This window comes from Methanothermobacter thermautotrophicus str. Delta H (assembly GCF_000008645.1).
In the GTDB taxonomy this organism is placed as follows: Archaea; Methanobacteriota; Methanobacteria; order Methanobacteriales; family Methanothermobacteraceae; genus Methanothermobacter; species Methanothermobacter thermautotrophicus.
On record NC_000916.1, the window covers coordinates 177,752 to 198,134 of the forward strand.

At 52.1% G+C, this 20,383-nt stretch carries 17 protein-coding genes and 1 pseudogene; 14 read left to right on the forward strand and 4 right to left on the reverse strand.

The features are described 5' to 3' along the window. The first annotated feature begins 138 nt into the window (after positions 1–138). Complete coding sequence (locus MTH_RS01080) at positions 139–4,071, forward strand: cobaltochelatase subunit CobN (RefSeq protein WP_048060777.1); 3,933 nt, start codon at positions 139–141, stop codon at positions 4,069–4,071. Positions 4,072–4,204: 133 nt separating this feature from the next. On the opposite strand, the gene MTH_RS01085 is transcribed toward MTH_RS01080, so the two are convergent. Continuing rightward, the gene (locus MTH_RS01085) at positions 4,205–5,125 is read right to left on the reverse strand and encodes a hypothetical protein (protein WP_010875877.1); all 921 of its coding nucleotides are present in this window, start codon (positions 5,123–5,125) and stop codon (positions 4,205–4,207) included. A gap of 136 nt (positions 5,126–5,261) precedes the next feature. Here MTH_RS01085 and MTH_RS01090 point away from each other — a divergent pair, with 136 nt between their 5' ends. Next, positions 5,262–5,912 (forward strand): hypothetical protein, encoded by a 651-nt coding sequence (locus tag MTH_RS01090; RefSeq protein WP_238374221.1) that lies wholly within the window; start codon positions 5,262–5,264, stop codon positions 5,910–5,912. Positions 5,913–6,031: 119 nt separating this feature from the next. Here the strand turns inward: MTH_RS01090 and MTH_RS01095 are convergent, their stop codons facing one another. The 3 genes and pseudogenes from MTH_RS01095 to MTH_RS01105 form a co-directional block, all read right to left on the reverse strand. Beyond that, positions 6,032–7,471: a replication factor C large subunit gene (locus MTH_RS01095; protein ID WP_010875879.1), complete on the reverse strand. Its 1,440-nt coding sequence runs from the start codon at positions 7,469–7,471 to the stop codon at positions 6,032–6,034. 13 nt (positions 7,472–7,484) lie between these two features. After that, positions 7,485–8,441, reverse strand: a complete 957-nt coding sequence (locus MTH_RS01100) for a replication factor C small subunit (protein ID WP_048060778.1) — start codon at positions 8,439–8,441, stop codon at positions 7,485–7,487. Between the two features lie 133 nt (positions 8,442–8,574). Then, positions 8,575–9,425, reverse strand: a pseudogene (locus MTH_RS01105) (shikimate dehydrogenase). 163 nt (positions 9,426–9,588) lie between these two features. On the opposite strand from MTH_RS01105, the gene MTH_RS01110 reads away from it, so the two are divergent. The 12 genes from MTH_RS01110 (at position 9,589) to hmtB (ending at position 20,151) form a co-directional block, all read left to right on the forward strand. Next, positions 9,589–10,251, forward strand: a complete 663-nt coding sequence (locus tag MTH_RS01110) for an RNA ligase partner protein (RefSeq protein WP_010875882.1) — start codon at positions 9,589–9,591, stop codon at positions 10,249–10,251. Between the two features lie 49 nt (positions 10,252–10,300). Next, on the forward strand, positions 10,301–11,578 hold the full coding sequence (gene hisS, locus MTH_RS01115; RefSeq protein ID WP_048061190.1) for a histidine--tRNA ligase: 1,278 nt from the start codon (positions 10,301–10,303) through the stop codon (positions 11,576–11,578). 1 nt (position 11,579) lies between these two features. Beyond that, positions 11,580–11,969, forward strand: a complete 390-nt coding sequence (gene hisI, locus MTH_RS01120; protein WP_048061191.1) for a phosphoribosyl-AMP cyclohydrolase — start codon at positions 11,580–11,582, stop codon at positions 11,967–11,969. Further along, positions 11,970–13,802, forward strand: coding sequence for a PINc/VapC family ATPase (locus MTH_RS01125; protein WP_010875885.1), 1,833 nt, complete (start codon positions 11,970–11,972; stop codon positions 13,800–13,802). It abuts the gene before it with no gap. 10 nt (positions 13,803–13,812) lie between these two features. Further along, positions 13,813–14,511 (forward strand): sugar phosphate isomerase/epimerase family protein, encoded by a 699-nt coding sequence (locus tag MTH_RS01130; RefSeq protein WP_143485719.1) that lies wholly within the window; start codon positions 13,813–13,815, stop codon positions 14,509–14,511. A gap of 213 nt (positions 14,512–14,724) precedes the next feature. Then, positions 14,725–15,405, forward strand: a complete 681-nt coding sequence (gene npdG, locus MTH_RS01135; RefSeq protein ID WP_048060779.1) for an NADPH-dependent F420 reductase — start codon at positions 14,725–14,727, stop codon at positions 15,403–15,405. Between the two features lie 73 nt (positions 15,406–15,478). Continuing rightward, positions 15,479–16,063: a 6-phospho-3-hexuloisomerase gene (gene hxlB / locus MTH_RS01140; protein ID WP_048061192.1), complete on the forward strand. Its 585-nt coding sequence runs from the start codon at positions 15,479–15,481 to the stop codon at positions 16,061–16,063. A gap of 29 nt (positions 16,064–16,092) precedes the next feature. Further along, entirely contained in the window at positions 16,093–16,599 is a 507-nt protein-coding gene (gene endA / locus MTH_RS01145; protein WP_048060780.1) for a tRNA-intron lyase, read from the forward strand. Between the two features lie 54 nt (positions 16,600–16,653). Beyond that, positions 16,654–17,748, forward strand: a complete 1,095-nt coding sequence (locus MTH_RS01150; protein WP_010875890.1) for a tryptophan--tRNA ligase — start codon at positions 16,654–16,656, stop codon at positions 17,746–17,748. Between the two features lie 46 nt (positions 17,749–17,794). Further along, a complete protein-coding gene (locus MTH_RS01155) occupies positions 17,795–18,430 on the forward strand; it encodes a stage II sporulation protein M (protein WP_115892541.1) in 636 nt (211 codons plus the stop codon). A 90-nt stretch (positions 18,431–18,520) separates the two neighbouring features. Continuing rightward, positions 18,521–19,726, forward strand: a complete 1,206-nt coding sequence (gene thrC / locus MTH_RS01160) for a threonine synthase (protein WP_048061193.1) — start codon at positions 18,521–18,523, stop codon at positions 19,724–19,726. 221 nt (positions 19,727–19,947) lie between these two features. After that, positions 19,948–20,151, forward strand: a complete 204-nt coding sequence (gene hmtB / locus MTH_RS01165; protein ID WP_048060781.1) for a histone HmtB — start codon at positions 19,948–19,950, stop codon at positions 20,149–20,151. The last annotated feature ends 232 nt before the right edge of the window (positions 20,152–20,383 follow it).

Consider the following 20,383-nt stretch of genomic DNA (forward strand, 5'->3'; position numbering starts at 1 on the left):
CAGGTATTACATTCTAACAGCTAATTTTTAAAGTTGTTCATACTTTTAATCTTTTAATTAAGATTTAAATATCGGGCACTCTAAATTCTTTACGATTTTACATCAGTGAATTATGATAAAAGTCAAGGAGGTGAAAACATGAAGAGGTTTCTGTTAATTGCATTGATCCTGCTACTGATTTCAGTCCCATCGGTATCTGCAGCAGACAACAACACAACATCCAACACCACAGAATCAAAGATGCTGAAGGATACTGAGATGGTTGTGCTACTGACAGGCTGCGTTGTGGGCACGGTCGACCCCATAATGAATGAAGCCTACCGTAATGACCTCCTGCCCGCTGGCTACAACTTCACACTGAAGATCTACACCATGGACACCTTCAACATCAACTCAACGGCATCCACCCAGTTCAAAAACGACCTTAAAACTGTGGACATATTCTTTATCTTCACAAGACCCGGGTATCCAACGACCGGTATGAGTTACGGGACAGAATTCGATGCTCTGGTTGACCTGCAGGCCATCGCAGCCAGCCTAAAACCAGGAGCGCGGATATTCGTCCTGGGACCTGTGAAACCCAATATCACGGGTGTTAACGTGACGAACCTTCCAGCCTACGGGCCGGTGGCTGCGCCTGCACTCTCCCGTGAGAACATAAAGAGGACGCTCCTTGAGGTTCTCAGGCTCAGCGGAGCCGTGAACCTGACGGCTAATGATACAAAACTTGTGCCCGGGATGCAGGACTTCCTCTACCATCCGCTGGCACCGCAGGTCTACACAGACAGGGCACCCTACATGGACTGGTACATGAACACCACCCTCTACAGGCCAGGGGCCCCATGGGTGGGTGTGGCAATACTGAACCGGTACTACCTGTCTGGCAACATGGACGTCTATGAGACCCTCATCCAGAAGCTTGAATCCCGTGGACTCAACGTGATACCCTACTTCTACTGCTCAGACCCCATCGGGGCATCAAGGCGCTTCTTCATGGTCAACAACACTTCAGTCATCGATGCGCTTGTTGCATGTGTCCAGTTCGGGTACTGGCCAGACAACCAGACCATAACCTTCTTCACGGACCTCAACGTACCGGTACAGGGACCACTCCCTGTCTTCCTCCAGACATCCCTCGACGATTACATAAACAGCACACGACAGCAGGGACTCAGGGGCCTTGAATACTACTGGCTTTCAATGTTTGAGATGCAGGGACGTATAGAGCCCATCCTCATAGGCGGAAGCCGCATATCAGGTCCTGATCCACTGACAGGTGTCACCATCAAGGAGTACGTGGCCTATGAACCGGGTATAGACCAGCTCGTTAACCGCACACTCGCCTGGGTGAACCTCAGGAAGAAGGCGAACAGTGACAAGAAGCTGGCTATGGTCTACTTTGACAGCACCCATGATGAGGGAATGCCTGCAACCAACGGCCTCAACCTCTACAGGAGTCTCAGCAACATACTCCTCGCCATGAGGGCCGCAGGTCACAGCACCGGCAACGGAAACCTGACCGAGGAATACATCTATGAACTCATAAACAGGGCAGGCAGGAACCCCAGGAACATGACACAGACAGAACTCAGAAAACTCGTGGATGCAGGCTGCATAACCATACCGGTATCAGAGTACCTCAAATGGTATTCTGGACTGCCAGCATCACTCAGAGGACAGGTGGAAGCACTCTGGGGACCCGCACCAGGAAACATCATGATATACAATAACAGCATAGTCATCCCCGGCATCATGATGGGCAACATACTCTTGGCGCCCCAGCCGGTCTGGAAGTGGAACGGTACACTCAACAACGGCACACTGCCACCGACACACCAGTTCATAGCCTTCTACCTCTACCTGCAGAAGGGATTCGGGGCTGACGCCGTCGTCCACATAGGACAGCACGGGACACTGGAACTCCTTCCGGGACACGTGAATGCAATGACAGAGGACGACTGGCCAAACACCCTGATCGGTTCGATTCCAAACATACACCTGCTCAAAATGGAGGACCCTCTGGAGGCGGTCATAAACCCCACCAAGAGAAGGGCATATGCTGTCACGATCTCCTACCTCATCCCACCGGTCATGAGGACAGAGCTTTACGGTGTCTACCAGGAACTCTCAGATCTCATGGGATCCTACAGCACAGCAGAGGCATCAGGAGACACTGACAGAATGAACAGCCTGGAGTCCCTCATCAGGGATGGTGTGACGAGGGCCGGACTTGAGGTAAGGCTCGGTGTGAACAGCTCCACAGCCTTCAGTGTCCTCAGAGACAGGCTCCATGAGTACCTCGAGGAACTTTCAGGGATACTGACACCCTACGGCCTTCACACCTTCGGAGAACTGCCAGACAGTGAAACCCTTGAGAAATTCATAGACGCAATAATATCCTTCGACCCTGCAAACAGGACAGCCAGAAGGGATGAGATAAGGAACCTTCTGATTATGAGCGCCAGTAATGAGATGAACTCACTCCTGAGGGCACTTAACGGTGAATTCATACAGCCAGTATCAGCAAGAAGCCCGGTCATCAACCTGGAGACCCTTCCAACGGGCCGCAACATGTACACCTTTGACCCCTCATCAATCCCTGACCCCGCAGCAGTGGTCATAGGATCAAGGGCTGCCGAGGAGATGCTGAAGCGCTACAGGAATTCCAGCGGTGGAAGGTACCCTGAGACAGTGGCCGTGGATATAGGTGATGTGATATCAACTGGCGGTCAGAGCATAGCAGCGATATTCTACTTCCTGGGAGTCAGACCCATCTATGAGAGCGGAGCCCTCATAGGTACAGAGATCATACCCCTCAGTGAACTTGGAAGACCGAGGATAGACGTTGTGATAAGTGACTTCCACAACTTCCGTGGAGCAATCCCTGCCACCATGGACGTAATCGACAATACAATAAAGAGGATAGTGAACCTCAACGAGTCATCTGAGATGAACTATGTGAGGAAGCACTACCTCGCAATGAAAGCAGGCATCTACGCTGAACTTGTCGCAGCAGGGATGAACACTTCCGAAGCGGATGCAAATGCGGATAGACTTGCAAGGACAAGGATCTTCGGACTTCCACCCGGTGCCGACCCCCATGGAGCAGGTGTTGACAGGATACTCTGGTCAAGGGACGACTGGACTCCAGAGCAGCTTGCTGAGACATACCTCAGCTACTACTCCTATGCCTATGGAAGAGATTTAAATGGAGTCCAGAGCCCGAAACTCCTGGAGTCACTCCTGCGCACAGTTGACACCACCATGGTCATAAGTCCCTACAGGGCACCCGGTGAGGGCACCTGCCTCTACAGGGTCTCAGTCACCGTGAACTTCATGGTGAACTACCTCACAGGGAGGAACATAAACAGCTACATTGCAAGGACAGCCTACGGTACACCCCTGATAAGGACACTGCAGGAGTCAACCTACGATGACCTTGCGGTGACACTGCTCAACCCGGTCTGGGTACAGGGCAAACTCCGTGAGGGGCCATCTGGAAGTGCTTCAATAGCACTGCAGGTGAGGGACCTGTTCACCAGCGACGCCCTGGTGGATGTGGCATCCCCTGATGTCTGGAGGAGAATAGCAGACACTTTCCTCTTTGACAGCTCTGTAAGGTCACAGTTTGATCCATCAGCCCTCCAGATGATTGCAAGGTATGTGAGGCAGGCCCATACCAGGGGTCTTGTATCCCTTTCACAGGAGGAACTTGTAGCCATCTCAGAGATGCTCGGTGAGAAATCCGGCTCTGATGGAAATGACCAGGGAACCACCACAACACCACATGGCGGTACAACCGGCGGTTCAGCCACATCAGGCGGAAGAACAGGCACTGGGTCCCCAGGGCTATCTCCAGGTGTATCAGGTGCCATATCCATGGATTCACAGTCCAGCGGAGCAGCATCAGCTTCTCCGGGTGAGGGACAGGAGAGGGCAGGACGCTCCTATGAGATATCAACACCCACGGCTGCGAAATCATCAGGCACCCAGCTATACGCCATTGCAGGCATAATCGGGCTATTCTGTCTCCTCGGAGTGGGCTACTACTTCGGTCCCATGAGAAAATAAATTCTATTCCTTTTTATTTTTTGGCTCTAAGAACCGAACTAATTCTTACGCATTATGTGACTTACCTAATAAGTGTACTAGCTCTGAATCTTCTAGGTAAAGACTTTTGGTGGTTTACCTAAATTACACTGAATTAGGAGAACCTTCTGAAAAGATGCGGCCTGAGACCTGCCTCCATCAGCACCCGTCTGTCGTCCTCTGTTAAGTCTGATTCACTGGTAGGTGGTACTGGTTTACCCCTCCTTGCAAGGATGACACCACCACGCCTCTGGGCCCCCAGGAACTTTCCGGCATCGCCGTCCACTATGAGATAACCATCCCTCATGTCTATACCCGAGAAATCGTCACAGTCCCCCTGGATGATGACGGTACCTCCACTCAGGAGCGCCCCGGTATTCTTACCTGCATCACCCATAACACGGACGGTTCCGCGCCTCATGAGTATCCCGGTTGAGAGATCAACGTTACCGTGGTGGATTATCTCCACATCAGCATCCAGCCGGGCCCCCAGGGTGTCCCGCACATGACCGTCATCTATGACCATGCGTCCAGGTTCAAGGGTCACATTCACGGGTTCAGCTCTGAGACCATTCATGAGGATGTCCGTGACTGACATGAACTTTTTGTAGCCCCTCCTGTCGGATCTGACCTCAATGATGTTTCCTATGGGGTCCCTGACTGCACCCTTCACGTATATGGTGCCTGAGACCATGCTTATGCCCATCCTGGTGTCAACGTCCCCCTCCACGGTAACAACCCCTGCATCCATCACACCTCCGCCGCCCCCGAAGTAGGCGAGGTCGGCGCCCATGCTGGAGGCCAGCCTGTGTCCGGCGTCACCCCTCACAATGACCTCTCCTCCATCCTTGAGGTGTTCAACAACCTCCCGGAAGGTGTGGCTGGTTCCTGGAATCCTCTCATCAGGGTCCAGCTTTTCACCACGGTGCTGCCAGTAGAAGTTGTAGGTAAAATCAGCTATGCAGTCAACCGGACCGTCGGGTTCGATCTCAATAACTTCCCTTTCATCCCTCCTTCTGCCAAGGAATCCGAACATATATGCACCTCCATTATCAGATTTCCACCCCAACTGATAAATACATCTCCCATAAATATTTCTGTGTGGTATTCCAGGAAGAGGCGCTGGGATAATTTTCCGGTGGATGTTCTCTTTGTGGATCTCGGGAGATGATATGTTGCCTGAAAGGAGTGAATTACTCAGTTTCCTCTCAGAACTTGGCGTTGATACAAGGTTTGTGAGTGTAACGCCGGGCGAGGTCCTCATAAACAACCTGAGGTTCTCCAGGTTCTCCAGGAGGAGGGAGGAGCTATTCAGGGAGAGGTTCCCTGATGTGGATGTTGTGAGGTCCAAGGTGTTCCAGAAGATATGTTCAAGGGCCTCCAGGGTACTCTCCTCGAACCTCAGACCACGCTCAGAGGTGAGGATCGATGCAGAGGGTGAGATGGCCACCGTACTCCACATCATACTTGAGCCCTACACGAGGAAGTACGGTATAGGGATCGGTGAAGGTGATGTGAGGGTGCTCCCGGGGACCCTTGACCACTCCATTGCAGCTGCAATCGAGGATATGCTCTCAGGTGAAAGGATAGGGTATCACCTGAGGTCAACACCCCTGCAAATATACCCTCTATCAGGGGTCCCTGCAGAGTGGATTGAGGCCTGGCGGGGCACCAGGATCGAGGTAACAGGAAATCCACTGGTTAAGGAGTTTCTTGAATTCTTTGATGGGAACATCCCCCAGTTCAGGGATAAGATGAAGAGATCCCTCGAATATCTCGGGGAGCTTGCTGAGGCCGGGGGTGGACCACAATCCCCTTACTAGATCCCCCCATCCGGAGTCCTCATGGAGCTCACTGACTGCTGGCAGTGCCAGCTATCCTGATGGCTGATACCTAGTTTACCCTCAGAGACCGTGAATAAAAAATGGTTATCTTTATGGGACTATGAGAACTGGAAGAGTGACGTCTGTTTTTCTTTAGGCTTCTTATCATCTGAACTGCTGGATGATTCATCCCTGGGTCTATCATCCTTTTTAGAGGATTTAATGGGTGTCTTTGCGGATTTATCTGTGGCTTTATCATTTATGGATTTATCTGCGCCCTTATCTTTCTTCTGACTGTAAAGGGGCCCCACTTTAATTTCAGCTTTCCTGGGGGTTTTCTTCCTTTTAGGCGCCTTTATCTTTCTCTTCCGGAACAGTTTGATCTCCTCGTCTCTAAGCTCCAGGAATTCACTTATATCATAGGCCATTTCATCATTCTCAAATAGGATCTCCATGTATGGGAACATTGAGATTGCGACCTTCGGTGAGATGTGCATCTTTCCAGCCATCTTGGCCGCGACACTGTCCCTGAGGCTCCTCTGTTTCCGGGTTTTCCCGAGTATCCTGAAGGATGATGAACCTGTGTAGCGGACGAACTTCCGGTAGGTCTTATCCTTTGCAAGGGCAACCCCTGGCCCCATGAGTTCGGAGGCGTAGCGCCAGTAGGTGTAGTTCCTGGTTCTCACGGCTCGCCCGAAGAATATGTCTGCACGTGAGAGCATATCATAGGCCCTGCTGATCTCATTTGGCTTCTCATATTCCCTGGGAACGTTCTCTGCGATGAATTCAAGTACAAGGGTGGGGTCATCATCCACCCTCATGGCCTCCCTGACCTTTGAGACGTCACGGCTCTTGAGGACGGCCCTGACGGCATCAAAGAGGTTTGAGGTGGCATCCTTTTCTCCCATCTTCAGGAGCTCCTCACCGATGCGCTCCTCACCCTCTGCCATGGCCTCAAGGTCGTTGATGGCTGAACGCAGGTCACCACGGGACCTTTTTGCCAGTTCCCTGAGCACATCATCGGGGCACTCTATACCCTCAGCACGGCATATCCTCCTGAGGGCTGCTGCTATGGATGATGTGTGGACCTTTCTGAGGTTTAAGACCCTGCATCTGGGCTTTATGCTCTGCAGCCTCTTGCTGTAGGGGTCGTTTGCTGTGAGGACCATGGGATGTCTGCTCTCCTTTATGATCCTGTTTATTGCCTGGACACCTCCACGGTCCTCATTCCCGTGGATCCCATCAACCTCATCAAGGATGATGAGCTTCAGGTCATGGTTGAAGAGGGAGCGGGTCGCTGATGCCTCACCGGCGCTCCTCATAAGGGCGTCCTGGGAGCGCCTGTCACTGGCGTTGAGTTCAAGGGTATCAGAGAACTCCTTTCCTATGATGTGGGCGAGGGTTGTCTTCCCGGTCCCGGGGGGTCCAACCAGGAGGAGCGGCTTCTGGGGCTTCCCTGCCTTCCAGGCTTTGATCCACTCCTTTATCTCAGCTATGACCTTCTGGTTCCCGACCACCTCATCGAAGCTCCCTGGCCGGTATTTCTCTGTCCATGACATTTACTGTACCTCTTTAGGCGTGTTCAAGGAACCTTGCAAGGAGGGCCTCAAGCTGTATCCTGGGATTGGCGCCCTCCCTTATCCTGAAGTCGTATTCGCCGATGGCATCGATGAGGCCCACGTACCTATCACCATCAACCTCGCCCTCCATTGCCAGCCTTGAGAGCTCCTGATAGATCTGGGTGACCATGTCCTCCCCGCTTATACCCTGGAGAACCATGATCTCCCTCAGCATGTCCCTGGCCTCCATGAACTTACCATCAAGGATGGTCTTTATCATCTTCCTCACATCCTTTGGCCGGGCCCTTGACACGACATCGTAGATGCTTGACTCTGTTATCTTCTCACCGAGGGATGCGGCTGACTGGAGGAGGTTTATGGCCTTCCTGAGATCCCCCTCAGCGAAGTAGACTATTGTCTCAAGGGCATGGGCCTCGTATTCAAGGTTCTCCTTCTCTGCAATGTACTCCAGGCGTTTGATTATCTGGTGGCCCTTGAGGGGGAGGAACCTGAATATGGCGCACCTTGACTGGATCGGATCTATTATCTTTGAGGAGTAGTTACAGGAGAGTATGAAGGAGGATGTCTTTGTGTACATCTCCATCTCCCTCCTGAGGGCGTGCTGGGCGTCCTTTGTCATGTTGTCCACTTCGTCGAGGAATATTATCCTGAAGGGGGCGCCCACGGGTTTTAGGCGGCAGAAGTTCTTTATGCTGGTCCTCACGGTGTCTATACCCCTGGCGTCTGATGCGTTGAGTTCAAGGAAGTTCTGCCTCCAGTACTCACCGAGGATCTCCCTTGCAAGGGCAAGGGCTGCTGTTGTTTTACCGACACCAGCTGGACCCGTGAACATGAGGTTTGGCATGCTTTTCTCTTCGACGTACCGCTTTAGACGTGGTATTATGTGTTCCTGGCCTACTATATCATCAAGTTTCTGTGGTCTGTACTTCTCTACCCAAGGTCCGTTCATAATGATCACCGATAAGGTTTAATGGAGTTTTCACTGTCCATGGACCGGCGGATCCATCAACGGTGTTTATTTTTCATGGACTGGACCGGTATAGTTCTGTCATCCATCAATATAGTTAATTACCATGGGGACCTTAATCCCTGTTAAGGACCCTTTTCAGGGCGTCTTCCATGACATCCAGGGGCGGGTCCCTCCCGGTCCAGATCCTGAAGGCCTCAACGCCCTGATAGAGGAGCATACGGATCCCTGAAACCGGGATGGCTGACGCCCTCTCAGCCTCTCTCAGGAGGACCGTCCTTTGAGGGTTGTACACGAGGTCATGGACCACCAGACCCTCATGCATGAGTTCAGCCCCCACCAGTGGCCTGTCATCTGTGTGGGGATGCATGCCCACCGGCGTGGTGTCTATGAGGATATCAGCCGATTTCACAGACCCCTGGATAAGTTCATAGCCCCCGTATGATGCCTCAAAGCCCAGTTTATCAGCCATATCCTCTGCAAGGAGGCGGGCCTTTTCAGGGGTCCTGTTCAGTATGGTTATATCCGAGGCCCCCTTCTCTGCAAGCTGGAATGCACAGGCCCTTGCAGCCCCACCCGCCCCCAGTATAAGGACGGATGAACCCTCAACGGATGTCACCTCTTCAAGGGCCCTTAAGCACCCTGAGGCATCGGTATTGTATCCCCTGACGGTCCCGTCATCGAATTTCAGAGTGTTAACGGCACCTATCAGGGCCGCTGTCCCATGGATATCATCAATGTACTCCAGGACGGCCTCCTTGTGGGGTATTGTCACATTCACACCCTCAACCCCAAGGGCCCTCAGGCCCTCAACCGCTGCTTTCAGGTTCTCTGGCTTCACAGGGAATGGTACGTATATCCAGTCCATACCAAGGCTCCTGAACGCCGCGTTGTGCATTATGGGCGAGAGGCTGTGCCCAGGGGATGGCCCATGATTCCGGTTACATGTGTTTTTCCAGTTATCAGTTTATCACCCCGGCATTACAGGCAAAGAATCTCTTCGGGTTTAGATGCTGCACCGGTCAGTATAGAATCTGATTTTTTTTCTCATGGTACTTACAATATTTATTTACCATCAGCGATAAATATTGTTGCCATAGGTTACCTATAATCCAGGGGAGAGTGTGACATGCTTGCAAAGCAGAGATTCGTACTTGATACAACGGCATTTACAGATAACCAGCTGCGAGAACTGCTGGGTGATGGCGACCTCAACCTCTCGGTTGACAGGATGCTTGACCTCATAGCGAGAAGCAGGATAAAACTCAACATAAGCTGTCACATGCCTCCCATCACCTACAAGGAGTTCACAGATTACATGACACGCTACGACTGCCCGGAGGAGACCCTTATAAAGGCCGAGACATGGATAGTTAAGAAGACACCCAACCGCTACGACACACAGATACCCTCCCAGATATTCTATGAATACGTCCATGATATACGGGAGAGGATGAACAAGGGCCTCAGGATCTCAGAGACCCTGCTCTGGGAGGCAGGCATACAGTCCATCATAATGGCCTCCCGTGACGTCAAGAAGACAGAGATCGAGAGCGAGGTGCTTGGAAAGGCCATAAAGGACCTCAGGAAGAAATACAGATCAGCCCTCCGCAAGGGAACCCTTGACAGTGCCCCCGACCTTGATGTGCTGCTCCTTGCCAAGGAACTGGGGGCAGGGGTCGTGGCGGCCGATGATGGTATAAGGGTCTGGGCTGAGCGACTGGGTCTGAGGTTCCTCAATGCCACATCCTTCCCCAAGATGCTCAAGGAATACCTTAAATATTATGAATGATGAACCTCTCATCATCCCCTTTATCATTTTTACTGGAGGAATTGCTGTCATGGATATATCAAGACCGAGAGGAACAAGGGACTTCCTTTTCGCTGAAATGAGGAACAGGAAAGAGGTTGAAGGTGTACTCAGAAGGACATTCGAGACCTATGGCTACCATGAGATCAAGACACCAATATTTGAGGAACTCAAACTCTTCACAGTCAAATCCGGTGAGGAGGTGGTGAACCAGATCTACCACTTCACCGATAAGGGCGGCCGGGAACTGGCCCTGAGACCTGAACTCACAGCACCCGTGGCAAGGCTCTACATGAATGAGATGCAGAAAAAACCGAAGCCAATAAAGATGTACTACTTCGGGAGCTGCTTCAGGTATGAGAGGCCGCAGGCCGGGCGCTTCAGACAGTTCTGGCAGTTCGGATGCGAACTCATAGGTGGAAGATCGCCCCTGGCAGAGGCTGAGGTGATATCCCTAGCATCTGAATCCCTCCATGAACTCGGCCTTGACGGATTCGAGGTCCACATAGGCCACCTGGGCATACTCCGCGGGATCCTCGGCAGGGAGGAAATCCCATCTGAACTCCAGGACAGGATAATGGGTGTCATAGACAAGGGCGACGTGGAAGAACTTGAAGCACTCCTAGGGGAGGTTGAGGTATCTGGAGAAAGCCGGGAACTCCTCATGAAGCTCATAGGTACACAGGGGGGCCCGGAGGTTCTGGACGATGTTGAAGAATACCTGGGGGGCTACAGTGAATCCCTGGAGGCCCTTGAAGAGTTCAGGGAACTCGTTGAGACCCTCCACTACTTTGGCGTGGATGACTACCATGTGAACCTGGGGATAGCAAGGGGCCTTGACTACTACACAGGGATAGTATTCGAGATCTACGTGCCGGAACTGGGGGCCCAGAAACAGATATGTGGCGGAGGGACCTACAACCTGGTTGAAACATTCGGTGGGGAGCGGGTCGAATCAACGGGATTCGCCTTCGGCTTTGACAGGCTCATGAACGCCCTGGGGATGGATGAGGAGAACATGAGGATGGTTGATGTCTTCGTGATACCCATACAGGACTCCACTGTCCCTGAGGCCATAAGGATCACCCAGGAGCTCAGGGCTGCAGGGGTATCCGCTGACCTCGAAGTCTCTGGCAGGAAGCTCAGGAAGGCCCTCTCACACGCTGACAACCTTGGAGCCAGGTTCGCAGTTCTGACAGGTGAGAGGGAAATCCAGGATGGTAAGGTGACGGTAAAGGATATGGAGAGGAACTCCCAGGAGACCCTGCCAAGGGATGAGATGGTTGATAAAATCAAAGGGAGATGTTAACATTTTACTTAATTTCAGACATAATATTAATGGCGAAGACCTCATAATTGCAGTTGCACAGGACCACGAGACAGGTGAGGTCCTCATGGTGGCCTACATGAACCGTGAGGCCCTCAGGAGGACCCTTGAAACAGGCACTGCCCACTACTGGAGCACGTCCCGGGGTAAGCTGTGGCTGAAGGGTGAAAGCTCAGGCCATGTTCAGCGCGTGAAGGACGTTCTTGTGGACTGTGACGGTGATGCGGTTGTGCTGAAGGTTGAACAGGAGGGCGGGGCCTGCCATACAGGTTACAGGTCCTGCTTCTACCGGAGTATTGATGGAGATGAACTCAAAGTCAGGGAGGACGCCGTGAAGGTCTTTGACCCTGAAGAGATATATGGAGATGGTTAGATGAAGATTGTTCCAGATACAAGTGTTATTGTTGACGGCAGGATCACCGGGATAGTCCAGGAGGACGAGTTCAGGGGCAGCGAGGTGATCGTGCCCGAGGCAGTTGTATCTGAACTCGAATACCAGGCCAACCGTGGAAGGGAGACAGGTTTCAATGGCCTCGAGGAACTGAAGAACCTCCAGAAGCTCCACAAGGAGAATATAATATCCATGATATTCGTCGGGCGCCGCCCCACAGTGGATGAGATATCCCTCTCAAGGGGTGGTGAGATAGATGCCATGATAAGGTCCACGGCAAGGGAATATGATGCCCTCCTTATAACAAGTGACCGGGTCCAGGCCGAGGTCGGGAAGGCCCAGGGCCTCGATGTCTTCTACATCAAACCAGAGGTCCTGGAGTACGAGGAGCTGGAGATAAGCAAGTACTTCGATGAGAACACCATGTCGGTCCACCTCAAGGAGAATGTCGTTCCGATGGCCAAGAAGGGCCGGCCAGGGGAAATCCAGCTGGTTGAGATAGGTAAAAGACCGCTTAAACATTCAGATATAAGCAGGATGGCCCGTGAGATCGTGGAGAGGGCCAAGAGTGACTTCAAGAGCTTTATAGAGATCGAAATGGAGGGCGCCACGGTCGTACAGTTCCGGGAGTACAGGATATCCATTGCAAGACCACCATTCTCAGAGGCCTTTGAGATAACCGCGGTCAGGCCGGTGGCGAGGGTTTCACTGGAGGACTACAGGCTCTCAGACAGGCTCGTGGAGAGGCTGAGGGATACTGCCAAGGGGGTGCTCATTGCAGGTTCCCCCGGGGCAGGTAAGAGTACCTTTGCCCAGGCAGTGGCAGAGTTCTACAGCAGGGATATGAAGGCGGTTGTCAAGACCATGGAGTCACCCAGGGACCTCCAGGTTGGTGATGAGATAACACAGTATGCACCCATTGAGAGGGACATGCAGAAGACGGCAGACATACTCCTCCTCGTGAGGCCCGACTACACCATCTACGATGAACTCAGAAAGACCCGTGACTTCAGGATATTTGCGGATATGAGGCTCGCGGGTGTGGGTATGGTTGGTGTGGTCCACGCCACAAGGCCCATAGACGCCATACAGAGGATCCTTGGAAGGGTTGAGCTCGGCGTCATACCCTCAGTTGTTGATACAACAATATTCATCGAGGATGGGGAGGTTAAGGCTGTCTACGATGTCTCCCTCACCGTGAAGGTGCCCACGGGCATGCAGGAGGCTGACCTTGCAAGGCCGGTCATCGAGATCAGGGACCTTGAATCAGGGGAACTCATGCATGAGATATACACCTACGGTGAGCAGACAATAGTCATGGACGTCTCAAAGGCAGCCCCTTCAGGGCGCAAACCGTCAGCCCACAGGATAGCTGAGAGGGAGATCGAGAGGGAGTTCCGCAGGAGGATCCCGGGTGCCCGGGTCAGGGTTGAACTTGAATCTGATGAACGTGCCAGGGTCTGGATAGATGAGAAGTACATACCCCAGGTTATAGGTAAGAAGGGTAAGACCATTGAGGAGATCGAGAACAGCATAGGCATAAGCATAGGTGTGGAGCCCCTGGAGGAGAGGGAAATCGAGGAGACCCTTGAGGTCCCCGTTGAACTTGCAGGGAATTATGTGGTTCTAAACTTTGGCAAGGACGCTGTGGGGGTGTCCTTTGACATACTTGTGGATGATGAGTACCTCTTCACAGCCACTGTAGGAAAGAAGGGGACCATAAAGCTCAGAAGGGACATAGAGCTGGCTGACATCATAATGGAGGCCGTGAAGAACAGCATACCTGTGAGGGCCAGGGTCAGGCCAGAGCGTTGAGGGTGGTGTGATGAGGATAGGTGTCTCAACCCTTGCACTCACACCGTCCCCACTGGGGGAGATGCTGGAGTACATCGAGGCCCTTGGGGCCGAGTGCTGTGAAATCATATATGAGCACCCCCTCTCTGAGGTGGAGGTCACAGACTCCCACAGCCTGGAATTCACGGTACACGCCCCAATATCAGATATCAACATAGCGTCCCTCAATGACACTGTGAGGGAGGCCTCCATCAGGGAGGTTGAATCTGCAGTGGACCTTGCAGTTGAACTTGACTCCGACGTGGTGGTGGTCCACCCCGGCACAGTACCCTTCCTGGGGAGACCCTACAGGGACCTTATAGCCGAGAGGAACCTGGAATCCCTTGCAGCAATATCAGAATACGCATCTGACAGGGGTGTCGGCGTATACCCTGAGAACATGCCCCGCCTGGAGGGGCCACTTCTCCGGGAACTTGAGGAGCTCTGGGGTGTTGCAGAGGAGCTCGGTGTCATGGTGACCCTTGACGCGGCCCACGCAGCCACCATGGGTTACTCCACGGAGGAGATGGTATCAGCCCATGTGGGGCACGTCCACCTCTCTGACAACACGGGTGAGGTTGACAGTCACGACGCCCTGGGCGAGGGTTCACTGGACTTCCAGGCGCTCCTGGATGGTTTGAGGGGCGCAGGCTACACTGGAGTCCTCACAGTGGAGGTCAAGACACCTTGATGAGGTCAGACAGAGTGTTGAGTTCCTGAGGAATATTATACCTTGAGGGGCCCCGGGTCCCGTGATGCCCGGGAGGCCTTCCGTGTTCCTGGGGAATATTCCGCTGGAGGGGTGCTGGTTTTCCAGGGAACTCTATCTGGGGTGTCAGCGCCCTGAAGGATTTCCCCTGGAGGGTCAGGGTTTGAGATAATTTTATTGATTAAGGTGATGGTTATGAAGATAGCAGTTATTGGTGGAACAGGAGACCAGGGCCTTGGACTGGCCCTGAGATTTGCAGTAGCAGGTGAGGAAGTAATTATAGGTTCAAGAGACGCTGAGAAGGCATCTAAAGCAGCCTCAAAGGTCCTTGAGATAGCTGGAAGGGATGACATCAGTGTTGAGGGTGCCACCAACCCTGATGCGGCAGCCTCTGCCGATGTGGTGGTGCTGACGGTTCCCCTCCAGGCCCAGATGGTCACACTGGCCTCAATAAGGGATCAGGTGAGGGACAAGGTCCTCATAGATGCCACGGTACCCATCGACAGCTGCATCGGCGGCTCAGCAGTCAGATACATTGACCTCTGGGAGGGTTCAGCGGCTGAGAGGGCTGCAAGGTTCCTCAGGGAGCAGGGCACAAGGGTTGCAGCAGCCTTCAACAACATAAGCGCCTCCGCCCTCCTTGAAGTATCTGAGCCAGTGGACTGTGACTGTCTGGTGGCATCAGACCACAGGGACGCCCTTGAAGTTGCAGCTGAACTTGCAGAGAAGATAGATGGTGTCCGGGCCATTGAATGCGGCGGCCTTGAGAATGCAAGGATCATTGAGAAGATAACCCCGCTACTCATAAACCTCAACATAAGGAACAGGGTGAGGAATGCGGGCATAAGGATCACGAACCTTCCAGAGCAAGAGTAATCGCTGCAGTCATCCATGGAAGACCCCTTTAACAGATGCAGCCATACACAAGTACTGATTAAAGTTGATTGAAATGGAGATACTGAGGAATACTGTTCAGAAGATAGCTAAGCACGCCATTGAGGCAATAGATAAGGTCGATGAAGCTGAACTTGAGATGATGATCTCAAAGATAATGGATGCAAGCTCAGTTTTCATAGTTGGAACCGGCAGGTCCGAGCTGATAGGAAAGGCCTTTGCAATGAGGCTTATGCACCTTGGATTCAAGGTCCACGTGGTTGGTGACGTTACAACTCCAGCCATAAGGGACGAGGACTGCCTGATAGCAATCTCAGGATCCGGTGAAACCAAGACTGTCACACTGGCAGCTGAGACATCAAGGTCTGTGGGTGCAACGGTGGTGGCTGTGACAGCAACCCCTGAATCGACCCTCACGGGTTACAGTGACGTGGTTATATGCATCCCGAGCAAGACAAAGGAGCCCTGGAAGTACTACACCTCAGGTGTCCTCAGGGGAGAATATGATGACCTCACACCCATGGGGACCCTCTTTGAGGACAGCACCCACCTCTTCCTGGACGGCCTCATAGCCGAGTTCATGTCAATCCTTGGAAAGAGGGAGAAGGACCTCAAGGAGAGGCACGCCATAATCGAGTAGCTCAACCAGCACTCACGGGAGGTTTGAGAGTGGAGGGACAGCTCGGAGATGAGGTGGTCACCATAAAGGCCACATCCATCGCAAGGAGGCTTCATGGAAAGAGCCACTACGGTAAGATGTATGAGGACAGACTTCAGCTTTCACTTATTGAGGCGGCCTACCTCATGGAGAGGGGTAAGCTCAAACTCATGAAGGACGATGATGAGGTGTCCCCTGAGGAATTCATATCCCTCCTCGGTGAACGGGGACTCTACAGCAAGTATCTTGTCTACAGGGATCTCAGGAACAGGGGATACATAGTTAAAACAGGTTTCAAGTATGGTGCAGAGTTCAGACTATATGAGAGGGGAGGGGCTCCCGGCAGGACCCACTCAGCCTACCTTGTGAGGGTGATCTCAGAGAATGACACCATCCACGCCCTTGACTTTTCAAGTTATGTGAGGGTGGCCCATGGGGTTAACAAGAAGCTCCTCATGGCCTTCCTCGACGATGAGGAGGACATAACCTACTACCTTGTCGACTGGATAAGGCCATGATTTGGCTACTATGACGGCTTAAGCAACAGAAATGACTTAATAACGGTGATATGATTGATAGACCCTTGGGGATCAGCAAAGCTTGAATACCAGGATCTTATTGAGAACTTCGGCGTCAGACCCTTCAGTGAGGTCCTTGACGAAGTACCCGAACCCAGCTGGCTCATGAGGCGGGGCATAATCTTCGGACACAGGGACTATGAGAGGATAATCAGTGCCATGAAGAAGGGTGAGGACTTCGCGGTTGTAACAGGGATGATGCCAAGCGGAAGGATGCATATAGGCCACAAGATGATCGTGGACCAGCTCAGATGGTACGACAGGATGGGGGCCGAGATATTCATACCCATAGCAGACATGGAGGCCTACTCAGCCAGGGGGGTGGACTTCGAGGACTCAAGGAGGATAGCCATTGAGGAGTACATCGCAGGGTACATTGCCCTCGGACTTGACCTTGAGAAGGATAACATACACGTCTACCTCCAGTCAGAGAACCTCATGGTGGAGGACCTCGCCTATGTCCTTGCAGGGAAGGTCAACTTCAATGAGCTCAGGGCGATCTATGGTTTCACAGGATCCACGAGCATGGCCCACATGTACGCCCCCATAATACAGGTCTCAGACATCCTGCACCCCCAGCTGGATGAACTGGGGGGCCCCAGACCCGTAATTGTCCCTGTGGGCCCGGACCAGGACCCCCATATAAGGCTGACACGGGATATAGCAGCCAGGTTCAGGGACAGGTATGGCTTCATCCTCCCCTCATCAACATACCACAGATTCATGGGCGGCCTCACCGGGGGTAAGATGTCAAGCAACAGGCCCAAATCCGCCATATTCCTGAGCGACACACCTGAGGAGGCAGAGGCGAAGATAAGGAACGCCAAGACCGGGGGGAGGGAGACCCTGAAGGAGCAAAGGGAACTTGGAGGAGTGCCGGAGGAGTGCATAATATATGAGACACTCCTCTACCACATGTCAGGTTCAGACTCCAGGCTTGAGGAGATATATGAATCATGCAGAAACGGTACACTTATGTGCGGTGAGTGCAAAAATAATACTGCAGAGTTTATCAGGAAGTTCTTCGAGGAACTTTCGGTGAAAAGGGAGAAGGCCCTTCCTGCTGCCAGAAGGATTCTTGAGGGATAAAAATGAGAAATAAGAAGGTCAGATGGATTCTGATGGGGGTTCGAAGATGAGAAGGAAGGAGAAATATGAGGGCACACTGAGTTACATCATAAGGAACAATGAAACCTTCCTCCTGGCATCAACCTTCCTCTTCCTCATATCCCTCTTTGGAGGGTATCTGTTCTCAGGATCCATCGGAGACCTTATAAGGCCTCTCATGGATGAGTTTCGGAGGAGCGTGGCTGAAGGTGAGATCAAGCTCTCAACGGCATCCATATTCATTCACAACCTTCAGGCAGCTCTTCTGATATATGGTGGGGGTTTGCTTCTGGGTGTTTTCACGGCCCTCTTCCTTATTGTGAACGGCCTCTTCATAGGATTCTTTGCATCCCAGGTTCCACTGGACGATTTCGTCTTTCTTACACTGCCCCACGGAATATTTGAGATCCCTGGTCTCATAATCGCTGGAGCTGCTGGTTTCAGGCTTGCAAGCTTCATCTATCACTTCTTCAGTGATCTCCTGACAGAGTCATGGTACGGTTCCTTCACTGAGAGGGTTGTCCACTTCCTTGGCAGGAACCAGGATGAGCTTGTGGAGTCCCTGCTCCTCCTGGGGGTGGGCGTGGTCTTCCTGGTGGTGGCAGCATTTGTGGAGGCGAACCTCACACTGGGAATTTACAGCTACATAAAGGGGTCCATCTAGACCCCGTTTAATTTCCCTGGTTAATTCAGGTACATATTGATAAGGTGAATCAGAAACTTTATTCTTACCGGTAAAATGGATGGTGAATCTGTGATAAGGTGCATATCATGTGGTCGAGAGTATGACCTGGAGGAGATCATATACACCTGCAGGGAGTGCGGGTCGGTACTTGAAGTTGAATGTGACGTGGAGGTCTCAAGGGACGTCTTCAGGGGCAGAAGGCAGAACATGTGGAGGTACAGGGAGTTCATGCCTGTTGACCCCTCAAGGATAGTCAGCCTCGATGAGGGGGGAACACCCTTTGTCAGGTGTGACACCATAGGATCTGAACTTGGTATTGAGCTCTATGTGAAGGTGGAGGGCTCCAACCCCACAGGGAGCTTCAAGGACAGGGGGATGAGCGTGGGGATCACAAAGGCCCTTGAACTTGGCGTTGATACTGTGGGGTGCGCCTCAACCGGTAACACCTCAGCCTCCCTTGCAGCCTACGCAGCCAGGGCTGGGCTGGGCTGCGTCGTTCTACTCCCATCAGGTAAGGTCGCCCTCGGTAAACTTGCCCAGGCTATGTTCCATGGCGCCAGGGTCCTCTCGGTGAGGGGAAACTTTGACGAGGCCCTTGAGGCTGTCACGGAACTTGCACTGATGGGTGAACTCTACCTCCTCAACTCCGTGAACCCCTTCAGGCTTGAGGGTCAGAAGTCAATAGGCTTTGAGATAGTGGATGACCTCGGCTGGGAGTCCCCTGACCGCATCATACTGCCTGTGGGGAATGCAGGTAATATCTCAGCCATCTGGAAGGGTATATCAGAGTTTTACAGGGCTGGATTCATAGATGAGAGGCCGATGATGACCGGTATACAGGCCGAGGGCGCTTCACCGGTGGTAGAAGCCTTCAGGAAGGGCAGAACCGAGATTGAACCGGTCAGGGATCCTGAAACGGTTGCAACGGCCATAAGGATAGGGGCCCCTGTTAGCTATCTCAAGGCCCTCCGGGCCATATATGAGTCAGATGGTTATGCTGAATCCGTGACCGATGAGGAGATACTCTCTGCCCAGAAACTCCTTGCAAGGAGGGAGGGTATAGGTGTTGAGCCCGCATCAGCGGCGTCCATAGCGGGTCTCATCAAACTCGTTGATGAGGGTGTTGTTGACAGGGGTGAACGTGTGGTCTGTGTTGTCACTGGTCATGTACTCAAGGACCCTGACACCGCCATAAAGGCATCAACGGAACCAGTTGAGGTAGAACCTGATATAAACCAGTTAAGATCCATTATAAGGGGTACGGGGTCCTCCTAGCCCCCTGAATTCTTGAAGATACCTTTCTCTTTTTTAAGCTTTTCTATTTTTCATCGGACAACTTGAAGTTAATTTCTCACCCTCCAAGCACTCGTGGATATACTGCTGGGTTGAAGGTGCCCCATGAACCAACCGATGGCTCAGAAAAACCTTAAAATTAGCGATATATTTATATAGGATTATATGAATAGATAATATCACATAAAATGAGGTGGTTAATTATGGAATTGCCAATAGCTCCAATTGGAAGAATAATAAAGAATGCCGGTGCAGAAATAGTAAGTGATGATGCAAGGGAAGCCCTTGCAAAGGTCCTTGAAGCAAAAGGTGAAGAAATAGCTGAAAACGCTGTTAAACTTGCAAAACACGCTGGAAGGAAGACGGTTAAAGCCTCAGACATTGAACTGGCAGTTAAAAGGATGTAACTCTCATCTGCATCCATTATTCCTTCCCTTTTTAATTGGCAGCAAAACTTTATATGTGATGAAGCTTTAATTTCTATTAATCCTTGTTTTCCTGGGCGTCTTACTGGATGATCCGGGATAATTCAGAATACGATTTCTCATGAAAATCTGTATCCAGCAAGTTTTATATACCGAGAACATATAAAGGTACTCACCCACTTCATGTTAATCCATAACTTGGATTATTGATCCA

Excerpts from the sequence above, each read along its gene's own strand:
- MTH_RS01080 (WP_048060777.1), top strand. The coding sequence starts at position 139 with ATGAAGAGGTTTCTGTTAATTGCATTGATCCTGCTACTGATTTCAGTC.
- MTH_RS01085 (WP_010875877.1), bottom strand. The coding sequence starts at position 5,125 with ATGTTCGGATTCCTTGGCAGAAGGAGGGATGAAAGGGAAGTTATTGAG.
- MTH_RS01090 (WP_238374221.1), top strand. The coding sequence starts at position 5,262 with ATGTTGCCTGAAAGGAGTGAATTACTCAGTTTCCTCTCAGAACTTGGC.
- MTH_RS01095 (WP_010875879.1), bottom strand. The coding sequence starts at position 7,471 with ATGTCATGGACAGAGAAATACCGGCCAGGGAGCTTCGATGAGGTGGTC.
- MTH_RS01100 (WP_048060778.1), bottom strand. The coding sequence starts at position 8,441 with ATGAACGGACCTTGGGTAGAGAAGTACAGACCACAGAAACTTGATGAT.
- MTH_RS01110 (WP_010875882.1), top strand. The coding sequence starts at position 9,589 with ATGCTTGCAAAGCAGAGATTCGTACTTGATACAACGGCATTTACAGAT.
- hisS (WP_048061190.1), top strand. The coding sequence starts at position 10,301 with ATGGATATATCAAGACCGAGAGGAACAAGGGACTTCCTTTTCGCTGAA.
- MTH_RS01125 (WP_010875885.1), top strand. The coding sequence starts at position 11,970 with ATGAAGATTGTTCCAGATACAAGTGTTATTGTTGACGGCAGGATCACC.
- MTH_RS01130 (WP_143485719.1), top strand. The coding sequence starts at position 13,813 with ATGAGGATAGGTGTCTCAACCCTTGCACTCACACCGTCCCCACTGGGG.
- npdG (WP_048060779.1), top strand. The coding sequence starts at position 14,725 with ATGAAGATAGCAGTTATTGGTGGAACAGGAGACCAGGGCCTTGGACTG.
- hxlB (WP_048061192.1), top strand. The coding sequence starts at position 15,479 with ATGGAGATACTGAGGAATACTGTTCAGAAGATAGCTAAGCACGCCATT.
- MTH_RS01155 (WP_115892541.1), top strand. The coding sequence starts at position 17,795 with ATGAGAAGGAAGGAGAAATATGAGGGCACACTGAGTTACATCATAAGG.
- hmtB (WP_048060781.1), top strand. The coding sequence starts at position 19,948 with ATGGAATTGCCAATAGCTCCAATTGGAAGAATAATAAAGAATGCCGGT.